17 protein-coding genes, 2 tRNA genes and 1 rRNA gene are annotated in these 16,404 nt (G+C 58.5%); 12 read left to right on the top strand and 8 right to left on the bottom strand.

Annotated features, from left to right (window positions below; translation table 11 throughout):
- Positions 1-98 precede the first annotated feature (98 nt).
- The 3 genes from JRN21_08195 to JRN21_08185 form a co-directional block, all read right to left on the bottom strand.
- Positions 99-2,186, bottom strand: a complete 2,088-nt coding sequence (locus tag JRN21_08195; GenBank protein MDG6989282.1) for an ArsR family transcriptional regulator — start codon at positions 2,184-2,186, stop codon at positions 99-101.
- Between the two features lie 269 nt (positions 2,187-2,455).
- Positions 2,456-2,550: transfer RNA gene (locus JRN21_08190), tRNA-Pro, on the bottom strand.
- 23 nt (positions 2,551-2,573) lie between these two features.
- Positions 2,574-3,170 (bottom strand): DNA-3-methyladenine glycosylase, encoded by a 597-nt coding sequence (locus JRN21_08185; GenBank protein ID MDG6989281.1) that lies wholly within the window; start codon positions 3,168-3,170, stop codon positions 2,574-2,576.
- A gap of 84 nt (positions 3,171-3,254) precedes the next feature.
- Between JRN21_08185 and JRN21_08180 the strand changes: the two genes are divergently transcribed.
- Positions 3,255-3,821 (top strand): uracil-DNA glycosylase, encoded by a 567-nt coding sequence (locus tag JRN21_08180; protein MDG6989280.1) that lies wholly within the window; start codon positions 3,255-3,257, stop codon positions 3,819-3,821.
- Between the two features lies 1 nt (position 3,822).
- Here the strand turns inward: JRN21_08180 and JRN21_08175 are convergent, their stop codons facing one another.
- From JRN21_08175 to JRN21_08165, 3 genes are all read right to left on the bottom strand, one after another.
- Positions 3,823-4,668, bottom strand: coding sequence for an exosortase/archaeosortase family protein (locus JRN21_08175; protein ID MDG6989279.1), 846 nt, complete (start codon positions 4,666-4,668; stop codon positions 3,823-3,825).
- A gap of 120 nt (positions 4,669-4,788) precedes the next feature.
- Positions 4,789-4,913: transfer RNA gene (locus JRN21_08170), tRNA-Trp, on the bottom strand.
- A gap of 102 nt (positions 4,914-5,015) precedes the next feature.
- Entirely contained in the window at positions 5,016-5,288 is a 273-nt protein-coding gene (locus JRN21_08165; protein MDG6989278.1) for a Trm112 family protein, read from the bottom strand.
- A 210-nt stretch (positions 5,289-5,498) separates the two neighbouring features.
- Here JRN21_08165 and rrf point away from each other — a divergent pair.
- The 3 genes from rrf (at position 5,499) to JRN21_08150 (ending at position 7,035) form a co-directional block, all read left to right on the top strand.
- Positions 5,499-5,635, top strand: a 5S ribosomal RNA gene (gene rrf, locus JRN21_08160).
- 132 nt (positions 5,636-5,767) lie between these two features.
- Positions 5,768-6,835 (top strand): DUF1512 domain-containing protein, encoded by a 1,068-nt coding sequence (locus JRN21_08155; GenBank protein MDG6989277.1) that lies wholly within the window; start codon positions 5,768-5,770, stop codon positions 6,833-6,835.
- On the top strand, positions 6,835-7,035 hold the full coding sequence (locus JRN21_08150; protein ID MDG6989276.1) for a hypothetical protein: 201 nt from the start codon (positions 6,835-6,837) through the stop codon (positions 7,033-7,035). Before JRN21_08155 ends, JRN21_08150 begins: the two co-directional genes overlap by 1 nt.
- On the opposite strand, the gene JRN21_08145 is transcribed toward JRN21_08150, so the two are convergent.
- Positions 7,027-7,920: a type II methionyl aminopeptidase gene (locus JRN21_08145; protein ID MDG6989275.1), complete on the bottom strand. Its 894-nt coding sequence runs from the start codon at positions 7,918-7,920 to the stop codon at positions 7,027-7,029. The genes JRN21_08150 and JRN21_08145 overlap by 9 nt on opposite strands.
- Before the next feature lie 82 nt (positions 7,921-8,002).
- Here JRN21_08145 and JRN21_08140 point away from each other — a divergent pair, with 82 nt between their 5' ends.
- The 8 genes from JRN21_08140 to JRN21_08105 all read left to right on the top strand — a co-directional run bounded on the left by JRN21_08140 (position 8,003) and on the right by JRN21_08105 (position 16,124).
- Positions 8,003-8,479, top strand: coding sequence for a pantetheine-phosphate adenylyltransferase (locus JRN21_08140; GenBank protein ID MDG6989274.1), 477 nt, complete (start codon positions 8,003-8,005; stop codon positions 8,477-8,479).
- Between the two features lie 51 nt (positions 8,480-8,530).
- Positions 8,531-9,661 (top strand): tryptophan--tRNA ligase, encoded by a 1,131-nt coding sequence (trpS, locus tag JRN21_08135; GenBank protein ID MDG6989273.1) that lies wholly within the window; start codon positions 8,531-8,533, stop codon positions 9,659-9,661.
- A 6-nt stretch (positions 9,662-9,667) separates the two neighbouring features.
- Positions 9,668-11,149: a phenylalanine--tRNA ligase subunit alpha gene (locus JRN21_08130; GenBank protein MDG6989272.1), complete on the top strand. Its 1,482-nt coding sequence runs from the start codon at positions 9,668-9,670 to the stop codon at positions 11,147-11,149.
- 25 nt (positions 11,150-11,174) lie between these two features.
- Entirely contained in the window at positions 11,175-12,770 is a 1,596-nt protein-coding gene (locus tag JRN21_08125; GenBank protein MDG6989271.1) for a phenylalanine--tRNA ligase subunit beta, read from the top strand.
- 218 nt (positions 12,771-12,988) lie between these two features.
- Complete coding sequence (locus tag JRN21_08120; GenBank protein ID MDG6989270.1) at positions 12,989-13,459, top strand: hypothetical protein; 471 nt, start codon at positions 12,989-12,991, stop codon at positions 13,457-13,459.
- Between the two features lie 129 nt (positions 13,460-13,588).
- Positions 13,589-14,764 carry a DNA primase gene (locus tag JRN21_08115; GenBank protein MDG6989269.1) on the top strand — a complete coding sequence of 392 codons (1,176 nt, stop codon included), beginning with the start codon at positions 13,589-13,591 and terminating at the stop codon, positions 14,762-14,764.
- 104 nt (positions 14,765-14,868) lie between these two features.
- Positions 14,869-15,072, top strand: a complete 204-nt coding sequence (locus JRN21_08110) for a hypothetical protein (GenBank protein ID MDG6989268.1) — start codon at positions 14,869-14,871, stop codon at positions 15,070-15,072.
- Positions 15,069-16,124 (top strand): pelota family protein, encoded by a 1,056-nt coding sequence (locus tag JRN21_08105; GenBank protein MDG6989267.1) that lies wholly within the window; start codon positions 15,069-15,071, stop codon positions 16,122-16,124. The genes JRN21_08110 and JRN21_08105 overlap by 4 nt, the downstream gene beginning before the upstream one ends.
- Here the strand turns inward: JRN21_08105 and JRN21_08100 are convergent.
- A complete protein-coding gene (locus JRN21_08100; GenBank protein MDG6989266.1) occupies positions 16,114-16,380 on the bottom strand; it encodes a hypothetical protein in 267 nt (88 codons plus the stop codon). The genes JRN21_08105 and JRN21_08100 overlap by 11 nt on opposite strands.
- Positions 16,381-16,404 lie beyond the last annotated feature (24 nt).

Raw genomic sequence — 16,404 nt, 5'->3', positions numbered from 1 at the left:
TAGTTGACCTTCGAACTGGAGGGTCACGGCGTCGGGGACTGACATGAAGTGCTCAGCGGTAAACTCTTGTTGACAAAAAGTAAAGCACGTTCGCGGCCCTAGGACGCGGTCGAATACTGCGACATGGCAACCGACCTGCAATGGGGACACCTGGTTGCGCCTTGCGGGAGCTTCGCTCCGCAGTTCCTGCAGACCGAAATCGTCCTGTCCACTTTGAAGTAGGGGAGTTTGGGGGTCGCGTTGAGTATCAGGTTGTAAATCCCTCTGACTTCTTCCGCTGATCCGTCGAGTGCCACTGACATGCCGCCGTGAAGGCCCGCGGCTAACTTTGCCATATAGTCTACTTTCTCTGGGACCTCCAGGTCCGCTAGTTGGAGCCTAGGAGCCTGGGTGTATGCTCCTTTCATGAGGGGCTGAATGTTGGCTTTCCCATACTTCTCCGCGTCTAAGCTCGCGAGCCTAGACGCTCCATCCAGATCAAGCATGGCCACCCCGAGCCTGTCTATCTTGGTGGACTTGTCTTCTGCAACCTGTGTTGCCGTCCCAACTATTTTCTCGGCAAGGTCGTACCTTGAAGCCGTAGTCGGGTCCCGTATCAAACTGGCCAGGGTCTCGTCGAGCCCTACCATGTTCATGATGAGGGGCATGGTGTCGGAGGTGACCCCGTCGGATCCCGACGCGAGCGAAGGCAGGAGTCCCCTCTTGAGAGTCCTCTCAATCAGCCTCCTCCTCGTTGACAAGGCATCTGACGCCACCCCGATGAGAAGGGCGAGCTTCGCCCTGAAGTATGTCTCGTCCTGGTTGGAGTCGTAGGCGAGCCTTGGGAGGTTCAGGCTGAGCCCATACAGGACGCTTACGTTGTCCGCCTGAGATTCCGGGGACAGGACATTGGCGTTCAGTCCTAGAAAGCTCCTCCTCTGGTCGGTGGAGAAGAAAGCTATCCTCCCGCCGTTGAAGATTATCGAAGCGGCATCCTTCAGGGTCTGGGTCTCGTCGACCCTGTTCGGCTTGGCAAGCAGGAGCCTGACTTCTGGCCTGGGGGTCTCTTCGACGTAGGTCCTATAGGCGCCCAAAGCCGCATCCACGACCTTGTCCAGGACTTCCCGGCCCACATCGTCGTGCTTGTAGGGGTTCAGGTCAAGGCTGATGGCTGGACCGACGGCGCCCGCCACCGGAGACCCGACCGTCTCGAAGAACCGCAGCAGCAGCGATTCCAGTTCCCTCTTCCCCCTCGACTTGCAGAACGGACCCACATACTGGATGAAGTTCCTGAAGGCCACTTCATCGGAGACCTCCCTGGTGAGCATGGAGGCGAGGTTGAGGACTATCCCCAGGGCCCTCTCGGCATTCTCTGGGCCAGGAATCATCGAAGCATTAGCAATCTTCCCCTTGGGGTTAAGCCCAGCTGGCTTCATCGAAAGGAGGTCTACGAAGACTGTGTCGGGAGTGAGCCCCCAGGAACCCGCATTCGTGATATGAATGTCCCCTGAAAGGTGAGCGTCGGCCACGTCTCTGGGAAGCTGCTCCAGCAGAAGGTATTCTGAGAAGACCTGCTTCCCCGTCTGATGGACTAGCGCCTCCACGTTCCCGCCGTCGTCTCCCACCTTCCCCAGGAGCTGGGTGACGTCATAGATCGGCATCCCGAGCCTGGTGAGCTTGTGCCTGTACTCCTCCATGCTATGCTCGACCAGAAGAGCGTTGACTATCTCGCGGATGAGGGGGGCCGTAAGGTACTGGGTCTGGAACTTGTAGAGCCTCGACTCGGTTTCGCTGGTTATCTTCTGGGCCAGCTCCACCGGCATCCCGGCCTCCTTCACCAGCGACTGGAGTATCTTGTTTGCGTTGAACTCTTCCATGGTCTGATGGGATGTCCTGACATAGAGCTTGCCGCTTTCTACCAGCGATTGCTCCTCTATCTGCCTTGTCAGGTTAAGGACCAGCCTCCCTAGGTTGGTGACCGTGTATTTGCGTTCCTGCCGGTTCAACTGGATGAGCAGCTGTTTCACTAGCTTCCTGAGGTGATACGCGAATTTCCCCGACTCCTTTTTCGATTTGAACCCGGCCAGGGTCTTCAGGGCGCTGTAGGTCAGGGGCCCTTTGATGTTGAGAATCCTCAGAATCTCAAGTCTCTGTGGAGAAGCGATCACGCTGTAAATGGTCTTGACCCGGCGGGGCGCAGCCTGCAACCCATTCAGCTTGGCTAGAGTAACTATATCAACCTATGTGGACAGATAGTCAAAAGATTTTCTGCTGCTAGGCGGACGTGCCCAGCCGATGCCACGCCGACTTCTGCAATCAAAGTCTTCTGTCTGACATCAACACATGCGACGACATGGTCGGTAAAGTCCGGGGAGACCCAGCCGAAGGTGCAGACTATTTGGCTCGCGGAAGGCGTAGGGTTAGCCGGCAGGTCCCCGGCGATACGAGGAATGTCGAAGCTTTGATTGTGTTTTAGTGGGGTCGCCCGGATTTGAACCGGGGATCTCAAGCGAACTCGGCCCGCGGGGGCACCCAAGGCTTGAAGCCTAGACCAGACTAGCCGACGACCCCACATTTTTCGGTCCAAGCCTGAGTTAGTTATGGGTTCTGGGGGCGGCCGCCGGCCGCGCTCTTGAGACGAACCTGCTCCCCTCCAAGAAGAACCGCCAGGGGTTCGACCTCCCCGCCGACACGCCGACCCTGGAAGTCGCCAGTATGGACGCCTCCGGCCTGCCGCTCTCGAGGAACAGCCTGTCAGACGTCACTAGGTCTTCCCCATTGAGGCTCCTGTCGATCGCCATCGCCTTGGTCAGGTTGCCAGGCCCAGAGGCGAGCCTCTGGACGTCCGCGATCCCCCTGTTCTTAGACATAAGTCCCATACCTTTGGCGGGCTCGATCGCCCTCAGGAGGACAGCTGCCGCATTTCCCACCGGTTCCGTGGTTACGTTGAGGCAGTAATGCATCCCCATCGTGAAATAGACGTAGGCATGACCGGGCGGCCCGAACATGACTTCGTTTCTGGGGGTCTTGCCTCTATAGGCGTGGCTCGCGGGGTCTTCCCGTCCTCGGTAAGCTTCCGTTTCGACGATTACGCCTGAAAGGGTCTCTCCGTCTATCCTCCTTACGAGCAGCGACCCTATCAGCTCTTTCGCCACAGTCGGAGTGTACCGCTGGAAGAACTTTCGTCCTATGCGTCCCAAGGTTCCACCGAAGGTGAGGTTACACGTCGGGCTCCATTAATTAACCGGAGAAGGAGAACCACGGTCGAACCGCCGTTGAAGACCGACACGCTCGAGGCACTGGCAGTCGAGGTGAGGAACTGCCACCTCTGCCCTCTGGCAAAAGGAAGGACCAACGCGGTTCCCGGCGAGGGATCCGGACGGTCCAAGATAGTCTTGGTGGGGGAGGCGCCGGGGAGGGAAGAAGACCTCAGCGGCAGGCCGTTCGTGGGTAGAGGGGGAAGGATATTGCGTTCGGCCCTCGACTCGGTCGGGGTGGCGAGTGAGCAGGCTTACATCTCGAACGTCGTGAAGTGCAGGCCTCCGAAGAATAGGCTTCCGACCAGGAACGAAATCGACATCTGCAGAGGCGCGTATCTCTCCCGAGAGCTGGAGCTCGTTGACCCTGACTTTGTTGTCCTTCTGGGGAGGACCGCATCAAGAACCCTGTTGGGGGTTGATTCCCTGGGGAGCGTCAGAGGAAAGGTCGTAAAGATGCAAGGGAGGAGATACCTCAGCGCCTACCATCCGGCAGCGGTCCTCCGTAACCCCGGCCTCAAAGGCGCATTCTGGCACGACCTCCGTAAGATACGAAACGCTCGGACGGCAAGTAACCGGATCTGATTTAGGGCGTGTACGGCATTTCCGGCATCGGGGGAAATGCCCGCGGTCCCCTCCCCATCTTGGAGTAGACGGGGAGCACCGCGAGATAGAACCCGAGGAAGAACGCATATCCCACCCAGTTGTGCACCCCCCAGAACGCGGCCGAACCGTCCACGTAACCGACCCACAACAACACCATTATCCTGACAGCGTTGAGTATGGTCAGCGCCGCTATCCCTGCGAGGGCCAGGGTCGCCGTAGAGCGGAAATCCTTCTTCATGTCCAGGTGCATGAGAGCCAGCAGCCCCAGGAAGGTAGTGACGGAGATGATACTGGAGCAGCCGGGGGCAACGACCCCGCTTATCACACCCCCGGTTCTGGAGACGAACTGAAACTCTGTCCCATGCCACGCGACAGGGAAACCCAAGACGTCGATGAGCCTCGAAGAGATGGCTGAAGATAGATAGGCGAGCGGCTCTCCGAAGGCCCACTGGAGGACAGTGGGGGCACCTACTCCGGTAGCATATATCGCGGCGTAGGGGAGGAGGAACCGTTTCGTGAGAGGGTTGACGGCCAAAGATGCCGCATAGACGGTAAGGACTACCGCTATTCCTGCCGCTGCCACATTCTGGCCTGTGACGGGCTCCAAGAGGGCGAGCGCGACGATGGTTCCCACTCCAATCACCCTTGTCGTAGGCTCGGACTTCCATCCTTCCTCCTTCAGGAGGAGGTCCCGTAGCTCTCCCCACCTTAGGGCGAGGATGAGGAGTAAGAGTGCAGCGAAGGGGATGGCGGGGAAGACGCTGCCGAAGGTGTCCCCGAGTGACTGCCCAAGCAGGCTGGGGAAGTTAGGCGCCGTAAGAAGCAAAGTGGCGAGGCAAACGGCGATCCAGGCCGAGAACCTAGCGGCGGGCCTCAAACTGGGTGGCGTAACCTAGCCCCAGCTGTTCTTTTCCCGGCTGAATATCCCTTCGACGCGCACGTTGGGTGGTGGGGGTAGTCGGATTTGAACCGACGGTCTACAGGTCTCTTCGGCAGCTCCAATGTCAAGTCATCCACGTTTCCGTGTCAGCCATTGGTCTCACTGGAGCCTGTCGCCCTGCCTGGCTGCCCGAGTAACCATTCGCATGGATACCATCTGGGCTATACCCCCATCACGGCCCCCGGGGCGACCCACTGGTGGCTTTAGGGTTTCGTGGGTGTTTTCGGGAGGAGTCATAGGCTCCAGGGCTTGCCCCCATGGACCACCTTCTCCGGGAGCTTCAGGTTCCACCTCTCTAGGAACGCGAGGTCTTCCTCCCTGTTCCTCAGGCTGTCTGGGAGCATGACTGGGATTTCGTCTATTATGGGGTAGTACCTCCCGCACTTGGAACAGACGAGGACGCCCTCGACAATCACGTCTCCGCCCCTAAGGCTGAACTCGAGCATATCAAGCGGATAATGCTTGTCTATGGGGCAGGCTAGGATGTCCAGGAGCTTCCTCTGCACGGTTCTCTGGGCCTATCGCGCGTTTTCTTAAGGGCTTCATCGGCGACTGTATCTTCCCAGAAAGCATCACTCGATGAGGCCGAACCATCCTGCGCCTAGGTCCGCGGCGAACCCGTTTCCACGATCACGGAGGAGGCAATTCTCTCTCAAATCATGGTATCTTGCACGGGACGGCTGAAACAGTTAAATCCCCTGCGAAAAAAGAGCCATTCAGCCGGCCATAGCGCGTGGGTCCGACCTGGACTCGTTCCGAACCCAGACTCGCAAGAGGGGGAGAAGTCAAACCGCGCGTCGCCCCGGTGCTACTGACTTCCGAGAGGAGTCGGGAAGCCGAGGTGCCGGCGCCTTTCACAATCAAAGAATCGAGTCATTCATACAGAACATTTAAGTCCGGGTTCGCGGCTTCAATTTTTGAAAGTCTAGTGTTTGTCCCTTCCAGTAACGTTCTACAGGCGGTCCCAGGGTTCGACACCTCGTCTCTGGTCACTCTGATCTGGATTGCCTTCTTCGCACTGACGTTCCTCTACCAGACCAGGATTCAGTCATATCTGGCACTCAGCGAAATCAGCAGGGGGCTGAATAAGCTCAAGGTGATGAAAGACAAGGCGAGGAAGGACGCCATCGACTACTTGGTGAATGTGGGAAAGGCTCCCAACGACCCGACCCAGAGGGTCGACCAGTTCTTGGACTACGTCACGATAATGCCGGTGGACATGGACCCGAACGGCCTTGTCGGCAAGGTAGACCACATAGTCACTACCAACAACGACCGGGTCAGGGCAGAGGTGGGGGCGCTTCTGAACCAGAACAATCCGGTGACCGTATCTATTTCGGAGAACCTCCTCGAGGTCGCTACGTCACTGAACCAGATACACAAGATTGTCCGCCACTTCTATCTGCTTGGGAAGAAGACCAACTCGTACTTCACACTCGTACAGCTCCAGATGCTGATGCCGATGATAATCCAAGAAGCTGACGCACTGCTCAACGCCACCGACTCGTTCAAGATGGGGCAGCCGGTCGGTGATGGCATCGGGCCAGTCGTTGTCTCCAGGCTAATGGCCGGCAAGGACAAGAGAGTCGTTGCCAAGGACACTGTGATGGCGGTCACCGAGTACAAAGGGAGGAACCTCTACGTGCTGAAGGCGGACGGACCCATGGCCTATGTGGGCCAGCCCGGGGTGGCCATACAGAAGATTGTCGGTGAGATGGGAGTGAAGCCGAGCGCCATAGTGATGATTGACGCGGCTCTGAAGCTGGAAGGGGAGAAGACAGGCGAGATAGCGGAAGGGGTGGGTGCTGCAATCGGAGGCATCGGGGTCGAGAAGTTCCAGATTGAAGAGGCTGCCACCAAGGCGAAGGTTCCCCTATATGCCATCCTCGTGAAACAGAGCCTACTTGAAGCGATCACCGTAATGAGGAAGGAGATAGCAGAAGCGGCCGACAAGGTCACCCAGGTCCTCAACAGGGTGATAGAGGAGAAGACGAAGGAAGGGGACGACGTCGTCGTCGCAGGCATAGGCAACACCCTCGGTGTGGCACAATGATGAGCTCCGTTCCCGGTCCTGACAAAAAGACCAAGCTCTTAGTCTACACAATTGAAGAGTGTCCCGCCTGCGGTCAGAAGACCAAGAGGGCCTTCGCTGTCGGCGACTACGTCACCAAGGAGGCGGCGAAATGCTCGAAGTGCGGTAACTCGACCAGGGTCAGCTTGGTCTACGCCGAAGGTCAGAAGCCATCAGGTTAGGACTGTAAGGCCCCCGTCGTCGAGGGCCATGGTGTGCTCGAACTGCGCCACGGGACTCCCTGAAGCCTCCACCAGAACGGGATAAGCCTTGGCAATCCTCTTGGCCACCAGCCGGTCGATGATTTCCGGGAGCCTCCTGCTCCCGTATTCTTCGGCATACCAGCGGGGGGTGAAGGGGAGCGTCTTGCGCTCAGCCCAGACCCTATCGGCGAACCCGTCGAGCTCAGGCACTCCGGTCTTCTTCCTTGCCACTATCGAGAAAATCGTCCTCGAATCTCCATCGACCACGTACCCCGCCGCCGAGCCCAACGTAAGGAATGGCTCGATGGCGAAGACGTCGCCCTTCTTGAGGGACTGCATACCTGGCATGTACAGGTTAGGGATGCTCTTCCCCGCGTGGACCACCCATCTGTCCACAGTGTGTCCTGTCAGGTTCTCTATGGTCTTGAACCCGAACCTGGCAGCCTCTCGGTGAATCTCTCTCCCTATCTCCCCCGTCCTCGGCTCCCGCCTCGCGGTGGCCACGGCCGCCTCGAGAGATCTCTCAGTCGCTTCCAGGAGGAGGTTGTACTCTGGGTTGAAAGTCACACTCACAGACGTGTCGGTCACGTAACCGTCTATGTGGACGCCGAAGTCCACCTTGACCAGATCCCCCTCCCTGACGGTCGTGGCGTCTCCGTTCTGGGGCGCGTAGTGGGCTGTCATCTCGTTGACTCCTACCCCAGTGGGGAAAGCCAGGCTCCCTCCTCTCGACTCGACCTCTGTCTTCACCAAGTCGCAGATCTCAAGAAGACCCACCCCGGGCTTCACAGCCGACCTGACCACAGCCTTCACTTGGTTCGTGATCTGGCCAGATTTCCTGTACTCTTCGGGGACTAGTATCATTCTTTCACAAATCCTTTATGGTGTTTGTGCCACCTGCAGCGCCTGTGCTATTTCAACTGATTTGTGGAGAGTGGCGGAGGCATTGAAGTTCAAGACGGTGGCTACCGGAGGGACGTTCGACCATCTCCATCTGGGTCACCTGGCCCTGATCACCAAGAGCTTCGAGGTAGGGGAGCGCGTGGTCATTGGGGTGACCTCAGATGAATTCGCCCGAAGTGAGGGGAAAACCCCTGACCAGGGCTACAAGGAAAGGGTGATGGCGCTAGAGGCGCTCATCAGCGAGAGGTTCCCTGGAAGGCAGCATCTGGTAGCGAAGCTTGACGACTACTTCGGGCCGGGGATAGCATCCCCCGAGGTGGAGGCAATCGTGGTCAGCAGAGAGACCGCCAAGAGGGTCTCCTTGGCAAACGCCCTTCGCAGGAAGAAGGGGTTCCCTCCCCTCAAGGTGGTGGTCGTGAATTACGTGCTGGCTGAAGACTCCGAGCCGATATCTTCAACGAGGATAAGGAAGGGCGAGATCGACCCGCAGGGAAGGGTCATTGGGAACCTAACCGGCTGAAGGAGGCCCTCGAGGAGTGGTTATATCCGAAGGCGGCCAGGCGAAAGTAGTGTGGAGAAGGAAAGGCTCGACCCATGGGGGACCAGTTCGGTCAAGGATTATGCCAGACTCCAGTCTGAGTTCGGAATCGAGCCAGTAGCCTCACTCCTCTCGCGCTTCAGGACCCCCAGCCCTCACCTCAGCCGCGGAATCGACTTCGGTCAGCGGGACCTTGGTAGAGTCCTCGACGCCATCGACGCCCATAGGCCCTACGCCGTAATGAGCGGCATTAAGCCCACGGGGGATTTCCATCTCGGAACGAAGATGACAGCCGACGACATGGTGTATTTTCAGTCCTTGTCGGAAAAAGCGACGGTCTACTACGCCATCGCCGACGTCGAAGCCTACGCAGACAACGGGCTTTCGTTCCAGCAGACCTCCAAGATCGCTATCAGGAACGTGGCCGACATACTCGCACTCGGCCTAGACCCCGACAGGGCGGTGGTCTATCTCCAGAGCGAGAACCTGAAAGTGTTGCAACTCGGGACCGTGTTCTCGAAGGGGGTCACCAACAATATGCTCAGGGCCATCTACGGCGAGAGGCAGATAGGACTCTACATGTCAGCGCTGTACCAAGCGGGAGACATCTTGATGCCGCAGCTCCCCGAGCTGGGCGGGCCCAAGCCGGTGCTGGTCCCGGTCGGGGCTGACCAGGACCCTCACATCAGGCTCTCGAGGGACCTTGCTGCGAGGTATCACGAGGAGTATGGCTTCGTCCCTCCTTCTTCGATCTATCACCGCCTTATGCTGAGCCTTAACGGCTCCGACAAGATGTCCAAGAGGGCGGCCGACTCCCTCATCACGCTGGAAAGCGGGTCGAAGGACGCCTCCAAGAAAATCTCGACCGCGTTCACTGGCGGGAGGGACACAGTCGAGGAGCAGCGCCGCCTGGGCGGTAGGCCTGACATCTGCCCGGTCTATGACCTTTACCGCTTCCACTTCGCAAAGGATGACCATCACGTGGAGATCGTCAACCAGGAGTGTACCAGAGGGACTCGGCTCTGCGGAGGGTGCAAGCAGGAGGTCACCGGGCTCGTCAAGACATACCTAGAAGAGCACCGCAGGAAGCGAGACGCCATGACGAAGGACGCCGAGGACCTCCTAGCGAAGAGCAGGAACTACTTATCTTCGAAGGGAAGGTAACAATACATGCCCAGCGCCCTCCACCCCCTCGAGAGGAAGGTTCTGTCCGTACTGGCTCCCCTCTCGTCGGCTCCCTTCGAAGTGATTGTCAGCGCCACCTCACTGAACGAGGACCAGGTGAGGAGAGCCCTCCAGTGGCTCTCTTCCAAGGGATTGATCACCATCGGGAACACGGTTGAACGGAGGCTGGAGGTCGAAAAAGAGCCCCCGGAACTCGAGCTCGTCCGCAAGGTGAGCGAGTCTACGAGTCTGCTAACCGTCGAGGACCTCAAGGGTGCCTTCGCCTCCCCTGAAGAGTTCTCGGCCGCTCTAGGAAGGGCCAGGGGGAGCGGATGGGTCAGGGTGGACGGAGAATCGGTCCCTGCCGTGAGGATCGGAAATGCAGAGGGACCCAAGGCTCTCCGTTCCCTTTTGGGGTCGTTGAAGGACGGGAGGCCTGAGGGGGAGCTTCCGCCGGATCAGGCTTCCCTCCTTCCCGACATGCTCAAGCGCGGGATAGTCAGGCGGGTGGAGAACCGAAGCACGACGGTAGTCATCACCGACGATGGCAGGCGCGCCTCCGCAACCGACGCTGGGGGCGAGTTCTTAGACCGGCTGACCACAGAAGCCCTGACCACGGGGTCCTGGAAGAAGAGTAAGCTCAGGCCTATCGACGTGGAAGCCAAGGCACCCCGATTCTACCCGGGCCGGAGGCACCCCGTAAGGGACTTCATCAAGGAGGTCAGGGAGACTTACATCTCGATGGGGTTCACCGAGCTCGAGGGAGGGAGCGTCTATCCGGCTTTCTGGAACTTCGATGCCCTCTTCATCCCGCAGGACCACCCAGGCAGGGAGATGCAGGATACCTTCTACCTCGCTGGGCTGTCTGACAAGGGTCTCGCTAGGAAGGGGCTCGTCGCTAACGTCGCGGCTACACACGAAGATGGATGGAAGACGGGGAGCAGGGGCTGGGGCTACAGTTGGCGCATTGACGAGGCGAGGCGCCTCGTCCTCAGGACTCACAACACGGTTCTGACTGTCAAGGCCCTTTCGGAGTCGAAGGAAAGAGAGACTCGGGTCTTCGCCGTTTCAAAGGTTTACAGAAATGAAAACCTCGACTACAAACACCTCGCCGAGTTCCACCACATGGACGGGATCATGGTAGGCAACGGGCTCAACGTCAGGCATCTGATGGGGTTCCTCACAGAGTTCTACAAGAAGCTGGGGATGGCCGACGTGAAGCTATGGCCCACATACTTCCCCTACACTGAACCCTCGTTGCAGGTGATGGGATACTCAAGGGCTTTCAAAAGCTGGATTGAATTGGGAGGATCTGGGGTCTTCCGCCCGGAGGTCACAGTCCCTCTGGGGGTAAGGGTGCCGGTCTTGGCCTGGGGACCTGGGATAGAACGGCTGATGTTGATGAGGTATGGCCTGGACGATATGAGGGCCCTATACGGGTCTGACCTCTCGTGGCTCAGGAACAGGAGAGAGCTTGCCGGTAGTTAGATTAGAGTTCCCTCGCTTTACGAAGATGGTCGGGGGGAATCGGAGGAAGATAGTCGACCGTCTCCCCTACATCGGCCTGGATATCGAAGAGGTCGGGACTGACTTCATCAGGGTGGAGTACAGCCCAAACAGGCCCGACTTGGGTACGGACTACGGCATCGCGCGGGCCATGAGGGGGCTGCTTGGTAAGGAAGTGGGGCTACCTATGTTCCGCACCAAGCCGTCTGGGGTGTTCGTGAGCGTAGACCGGAGACTCTCGTCCGTAAGACCATACATCGCTTGTTGTGTCGTTGCGGGTCTGGAACTAGACGACGAAGATGTCAGGCAGGTGATCTCGCTCCAGGAGGACCTACACAACGGCCTCGGGAGGAAGCGGAAGAGGGTAGCCATCGGCCTCCACGACATGGACGCAATCTCCCCGCCATTGTATTACAGGGGGGTGCCGGCTTCGTTCGAGTTCGTCCCCCTGGGAGCGAAAGAGCCTTCCTCGATGGCCTCGATACTGACAAGCACCAGTGAGGGGCGGGCATATGGGCCAACCCTCCCGGGGGGGACGATCTTCCCAGTAATTTGTGACTCGAAGGGGACGGTTCTATCCTTCCCGCCGATTATCAATGGAAACGCGACGAGGGTGACGACGAAGACGAAACGCCTTTTCGTGGACGTCACGAGCACGGATCTGGCTGCGGGGGACGACGTGCTAGCTGTCATGGCGACCACGCTGGCGGAGGCAGGCGGAAACCTGAAGACGGTCTTGGTGAAGTATGAGAGCGGAGCGAGAGCTACCCCCGACCTCACCCCCATAGGGATCCCCCTGGACCTGGGTCTGGTCAGGTCGGTCCTGGGCCTCGACCTGTCTCGCAAGGAGGTTCTTCGCGCTCTGGCGAAGAGCAGGATGGGCGTGAGCGGAGGGAAAGCCTTGGGGCCGAGGTACAGAGTCGATCTCCTGCACCGGGTAGATGTTGCCGAAGAGGTCGCCCTTGGCTATGGGTTGGACAAGATAGCACCGGTGTATCCGCCGAGCGGGCAACCAGGTGCCTTCAACCCCTTCGAAGAATTCCTCGACTTGGTGTCCACTGTCATGGCGGAGGAAGGGATGGTAGAGCTCATGACCTACGAGTTGGTCGACGAGAAGTCACTTTACTCCTTGTTCCGGCGACCTTCGTCAGACAGGGTGGCGGTCCAGGACCCTAAGAGCTTGGATCATTCCCTGCTAAGGGACTCGCTCATCCCTTCGCTCATGGCCGCGCTCACTGGGAATGTGAAGTCCGACTATCCTCAGAAGGTCTACGAAGTCGGCAGAACCTATTCAAGGTCCGAAAGCGGTGTAGCCGAGTCCTGGCACCTGGGATGCCTGGTGGCGCACTCTCAGTCGTCATTCACCGAAGCAAAGATGTACCTGGACGCGCTCTGCCGCCTTGTCTCAGAGGAGGAAATCGCGACTCCCGCAGTAGACCACTGGGCCTTCACCCAGGGAAGGTGCGCTGGAATCAGAGTGGGAGAGACGGAGCTCGGTTTCGTAGGGGAGCTGAAACCCGAAGCCATCGAAGCCTTCGGGATGGGGGTCCCAGTCTCAGGGTTCGAGCTAGACCTTTCGGTGCTGTACGAACTCCTAAAATAGCGCCGGGGAGCTTCCGCCGCAGACGGCTTTCGTTCTAAAGCGCGGCAAACGGCCACCTGCGAAGGCGGAGACGCTTTGATGAGCGGATGGTTTACCCAGCCGCGCGACAGACGGGAGCCGTTTGCCCGTTGAAGAGGCTCGGTGATGCTCCCCGCTGAAAGCTGGGACATGATCCGGGCTCGTCAGAGACGGGCAACACTCTCCAAAAGGTGGACCGGGTGATCGACAGGCGAGAAAGGGTCTACCAGGCCTTCAAAGCCTTCCTCTCGGAGTTTGTCAGGTCCCTCAACGACAGATCTGAAGAGGGGTGGGCCGTCCTGGTAGAGGGGCAGAGGGACAGCAGGGCGCTGAGGAAGCTGGGGTACCGCGGCCAGATGGTCACCGTCTCCCTCCTTGGCAGAAGCGGGCCGTGGGCCCTGAAAGGCTCAACGAAGGTCATCATACTAACAGACCTGGACAGCGAGGGCGCAAGGCTGGCATCGAAATATACGAAGAAACTGGGTCGCGAGGGGGTGGCTACCTCCCTGAGCGAGCGCAAAAGGCTGGAGACGGCTTCAAGAGGCGTCTTCCTCCACATCGAGAACCTCGAGAGGTTCGTGAAGGCCGACGACATTGGTTGGAACGAAGCGTCCGGCGGCCTATATGGGCTGGGAGAGACGCGGTCCCGCAGCGGAGGGGACAACGGCTGACTCGACCATTTCATTAATGGCACGCAAAGAAAACACGAAGTTTATATCCCCGATAAAATCGGTGTGATTCAATTAACGATTAACACCGTTAAGCACGAGTGAAACAGAAAGTGAACGGAGAGAAGGGAGTTGCCAGATTCAGGTATAGTAAAGTATCTAGTCAGACTCAGGTTTGAAGTAGACGGGGTCGTAGAAAGGGCCGACGTAATCGGCGCGATTTTCGGCCAGACTGAAGGTCTCTTCGGCCCTGAGATGAACCTCAACGAGCTCCAGAAGAGCTGGAAGGTCGGCAGAATAGAAATTAACCTCGAGTCCAAGAACGACAGGACCAGGGGAGAGGTCATAATCCCGATGTCAACCGACATAGGAACGGCTGCTCTCATCGCGGCGGCGGTGGAGAGCGTAGATAAGGTCGGACCCTGCAGCGCTCATTTCACCGTCGGGAACATCGAGGACGTGAGAGCCGTCAAGAGGAAGCAAATAGTGGACAGGGCCAAGCTCATAGTTAGAGACTGGAGCTCCAAGACCTCCAGCGAGGGGGAGAACCTTCTGAAGGACGTCACGGAGTCCACCAAGAGGGCTAAGGTCATTAACTACGGGCTGGAGAACCTACCAGCCGGACCAGGGGTCTACTCCTCCGAGTTGGTCTACCTAGTGGAGGGACGGGCGGACGTAGTTCTTTTCCTGAGGGCTGGGATAGAGAACGTCGTGGCACTGGAGGGTACCAGCGTCCCAGACTCGATTATCGAACTGGGGAAGAAGAAGAGGCTGATAGCGGTGCTCGACGGCGACAGGGGAGGGGAGCTCATTGAGAAGGAGCTCGCCCAGGTCATGCATGTAGAGAAAGTCCTACACGCCCCCACAGGGAAAGAGGTCGAGGATCTCACTCCTATTGACGTAATCAACCTCCTAAAGGCGGAAAAGGTCGAGCCGCAAGCTCCCCAGAGAAGGCAGAGGGGAGGAACGACAGAAGCCCCGCCCTCGAAGGCCCAAGAAGAGCCTGACGAGCCGGTAGTGGTCAAGACGCGCGAAATCTATCCGAACCTCAACGGGACACTGGAAGCCGTACTCCTCGATACCGGGCTCCAGGAAATCGGGAGGTTCCCCATTAGCGAGCTCGTCCAGAAGATGGAAGGGACTGGCGGTGCCCAGTACCTGATCTTCGACGGAATTGTGACCCAGAGGCTGGTGGAGTCGGCTGCTAGAGTTGGTGTGAAGGGGATAATCGGCCATCGGACTGGCGAACTGAACTCGGTCCCAGACGATGTCAGAATCGGGACTTTCAGAGACCTCGGGCTCGAGTAACCGGGCCGCCGTGGCCGGAGCGTCGTGATCCTTCCAATAGACAACTCCTCGAAAGGTGCTGCAGGTTTTATGGCCCTCTCACTGATAAGCAGCAGGTAATCAGGTTGGTCGGGAGGGGTGTGAAAGCATTCGTCTTCAGGAGGGGGGGCAGGGCTTCCTCAGCCTTGACTAGGGACTCGGCGCAGGGCGACGACCCATGGAAGCGCTTCGTATGGAGTTCCGTAGCGCAGCTGACCGAAGAGCTTGACGGGAGGCGCAGGATAGTGACGACACGCCACATAGGGATCACGGGTGGGCGACAAGAATGATTGTAAACGAGTTCAACCCGAAGCACGGCTACTGCTCTCTTACAATCGAGTCAGCGGAAGACCTCTGGGTCCTGCGGCGCCTGATCGCAAAGGGGGATGTGATTGTCACCAGAAGCTCGCGGGTCATCAAGAATGAGGACGAGTACTCCAGGCCGGACAGAGGCGAGAGGGTCAAAGTGGCTCTGGCTCTTTCCGTGAATCAAATCCACCTTGACAGCAGCATCGAAAGGATCAGGGTAAGGGGGACAATAGTCGAAGCCAGCGACGAGACCGTGACGAAGGCAGGGTCCCACTCAGTTACCCTCTCGCCTGGACATGCCCTGACGATTCGGAAGCGCACGTGGACCCCGCTGGACATCCGGCTCGTCAGACAGCCAGAAGGCTCCACAGCGAGGTTCATCCTCGTCGCCGTTGACAGGAGGGATGCAGGGATTGGCACGCTCAGCGGCTCGCACCTGTCAGTCGTGGCCACGACAGAGTCAGGCCTCGGGGGGAAGATGGGTGAAGAGCAGAGTCCTCGACCCTACCTGTCTAAGGTCGCCGAGACGGTCGCCCAAGTCTACCAGGATGGAGACAAAATCGTCTTGGCCGGACCCGGGAACTTCAAGAACGCCGTGGCCAACCAGGTCAGGGAGAGGCTGAAGGGCAAAGAAGTAGCGATAATAGAGGGGATGGACATCACAGGCTCCGACGGTGTCCGGGCCCTCATCAAGACCCCTGGCTTCCAGTCGCTGGCCAGAGACTCGGTCATGGTCGAGATGCAGCGGCTCGTCGCGGAAGTGGTGAAACGGGTCTCAACAGGAGATCCGAAGGTTACCTACACCCTTCCCAGGGTCGCCGAGGCAGCTCCGACAGGCGCCGTGGAGGCCTGCGCGGTTTCTGACGACGTGTTCGCTTCGGGGGTGGACGAGGCGCAGCTCGTCGACACACTGAACACTATTGAGGGGAAAGGGGGGAACGTGTACTTGGCCGACTCTTCCATGGAGTTCGGCAAGCAGGTGTCCTCCTTTGGAGGAATCGTGGCGTTGCTGAGATACTCTCTCAGAGCTTGACGAGCCAGGGGACAAGGAACTCTGAGATTATGGCCAAAGCCACTCCACCCTTTATCAGATCTTTCCCCAGCCTCTGAGCCGAGTGGGTGTAATACAGGAGTATACCGACTATCAGCAGCGAAACATAAGCCACCCTCATGACGTCAATTACGGTGTTATCTATGACGCCGAGGAGGAACGTAGTCGTAGTCACGAACTGCTGAGCGAACTGTTGAATCTGGTTCTCGACCCCCGGCGGAGGTGGAATGCTCGACATCACCGGTCAACGCCCGTCCGATAT

The organism is Nitrososphaerota archaeon (assembly GCA_029785825.1).
In the GTDB taxonomy this organism is placed as follows: Archaea; Thermoproteota; Nitrososphaeria; order Nitrososphaerales; family Gagatemarchaeaceae; genus UBA183.
This window is presented reverse-complemented; position numbering and strand designations above follow the sequence as displayed.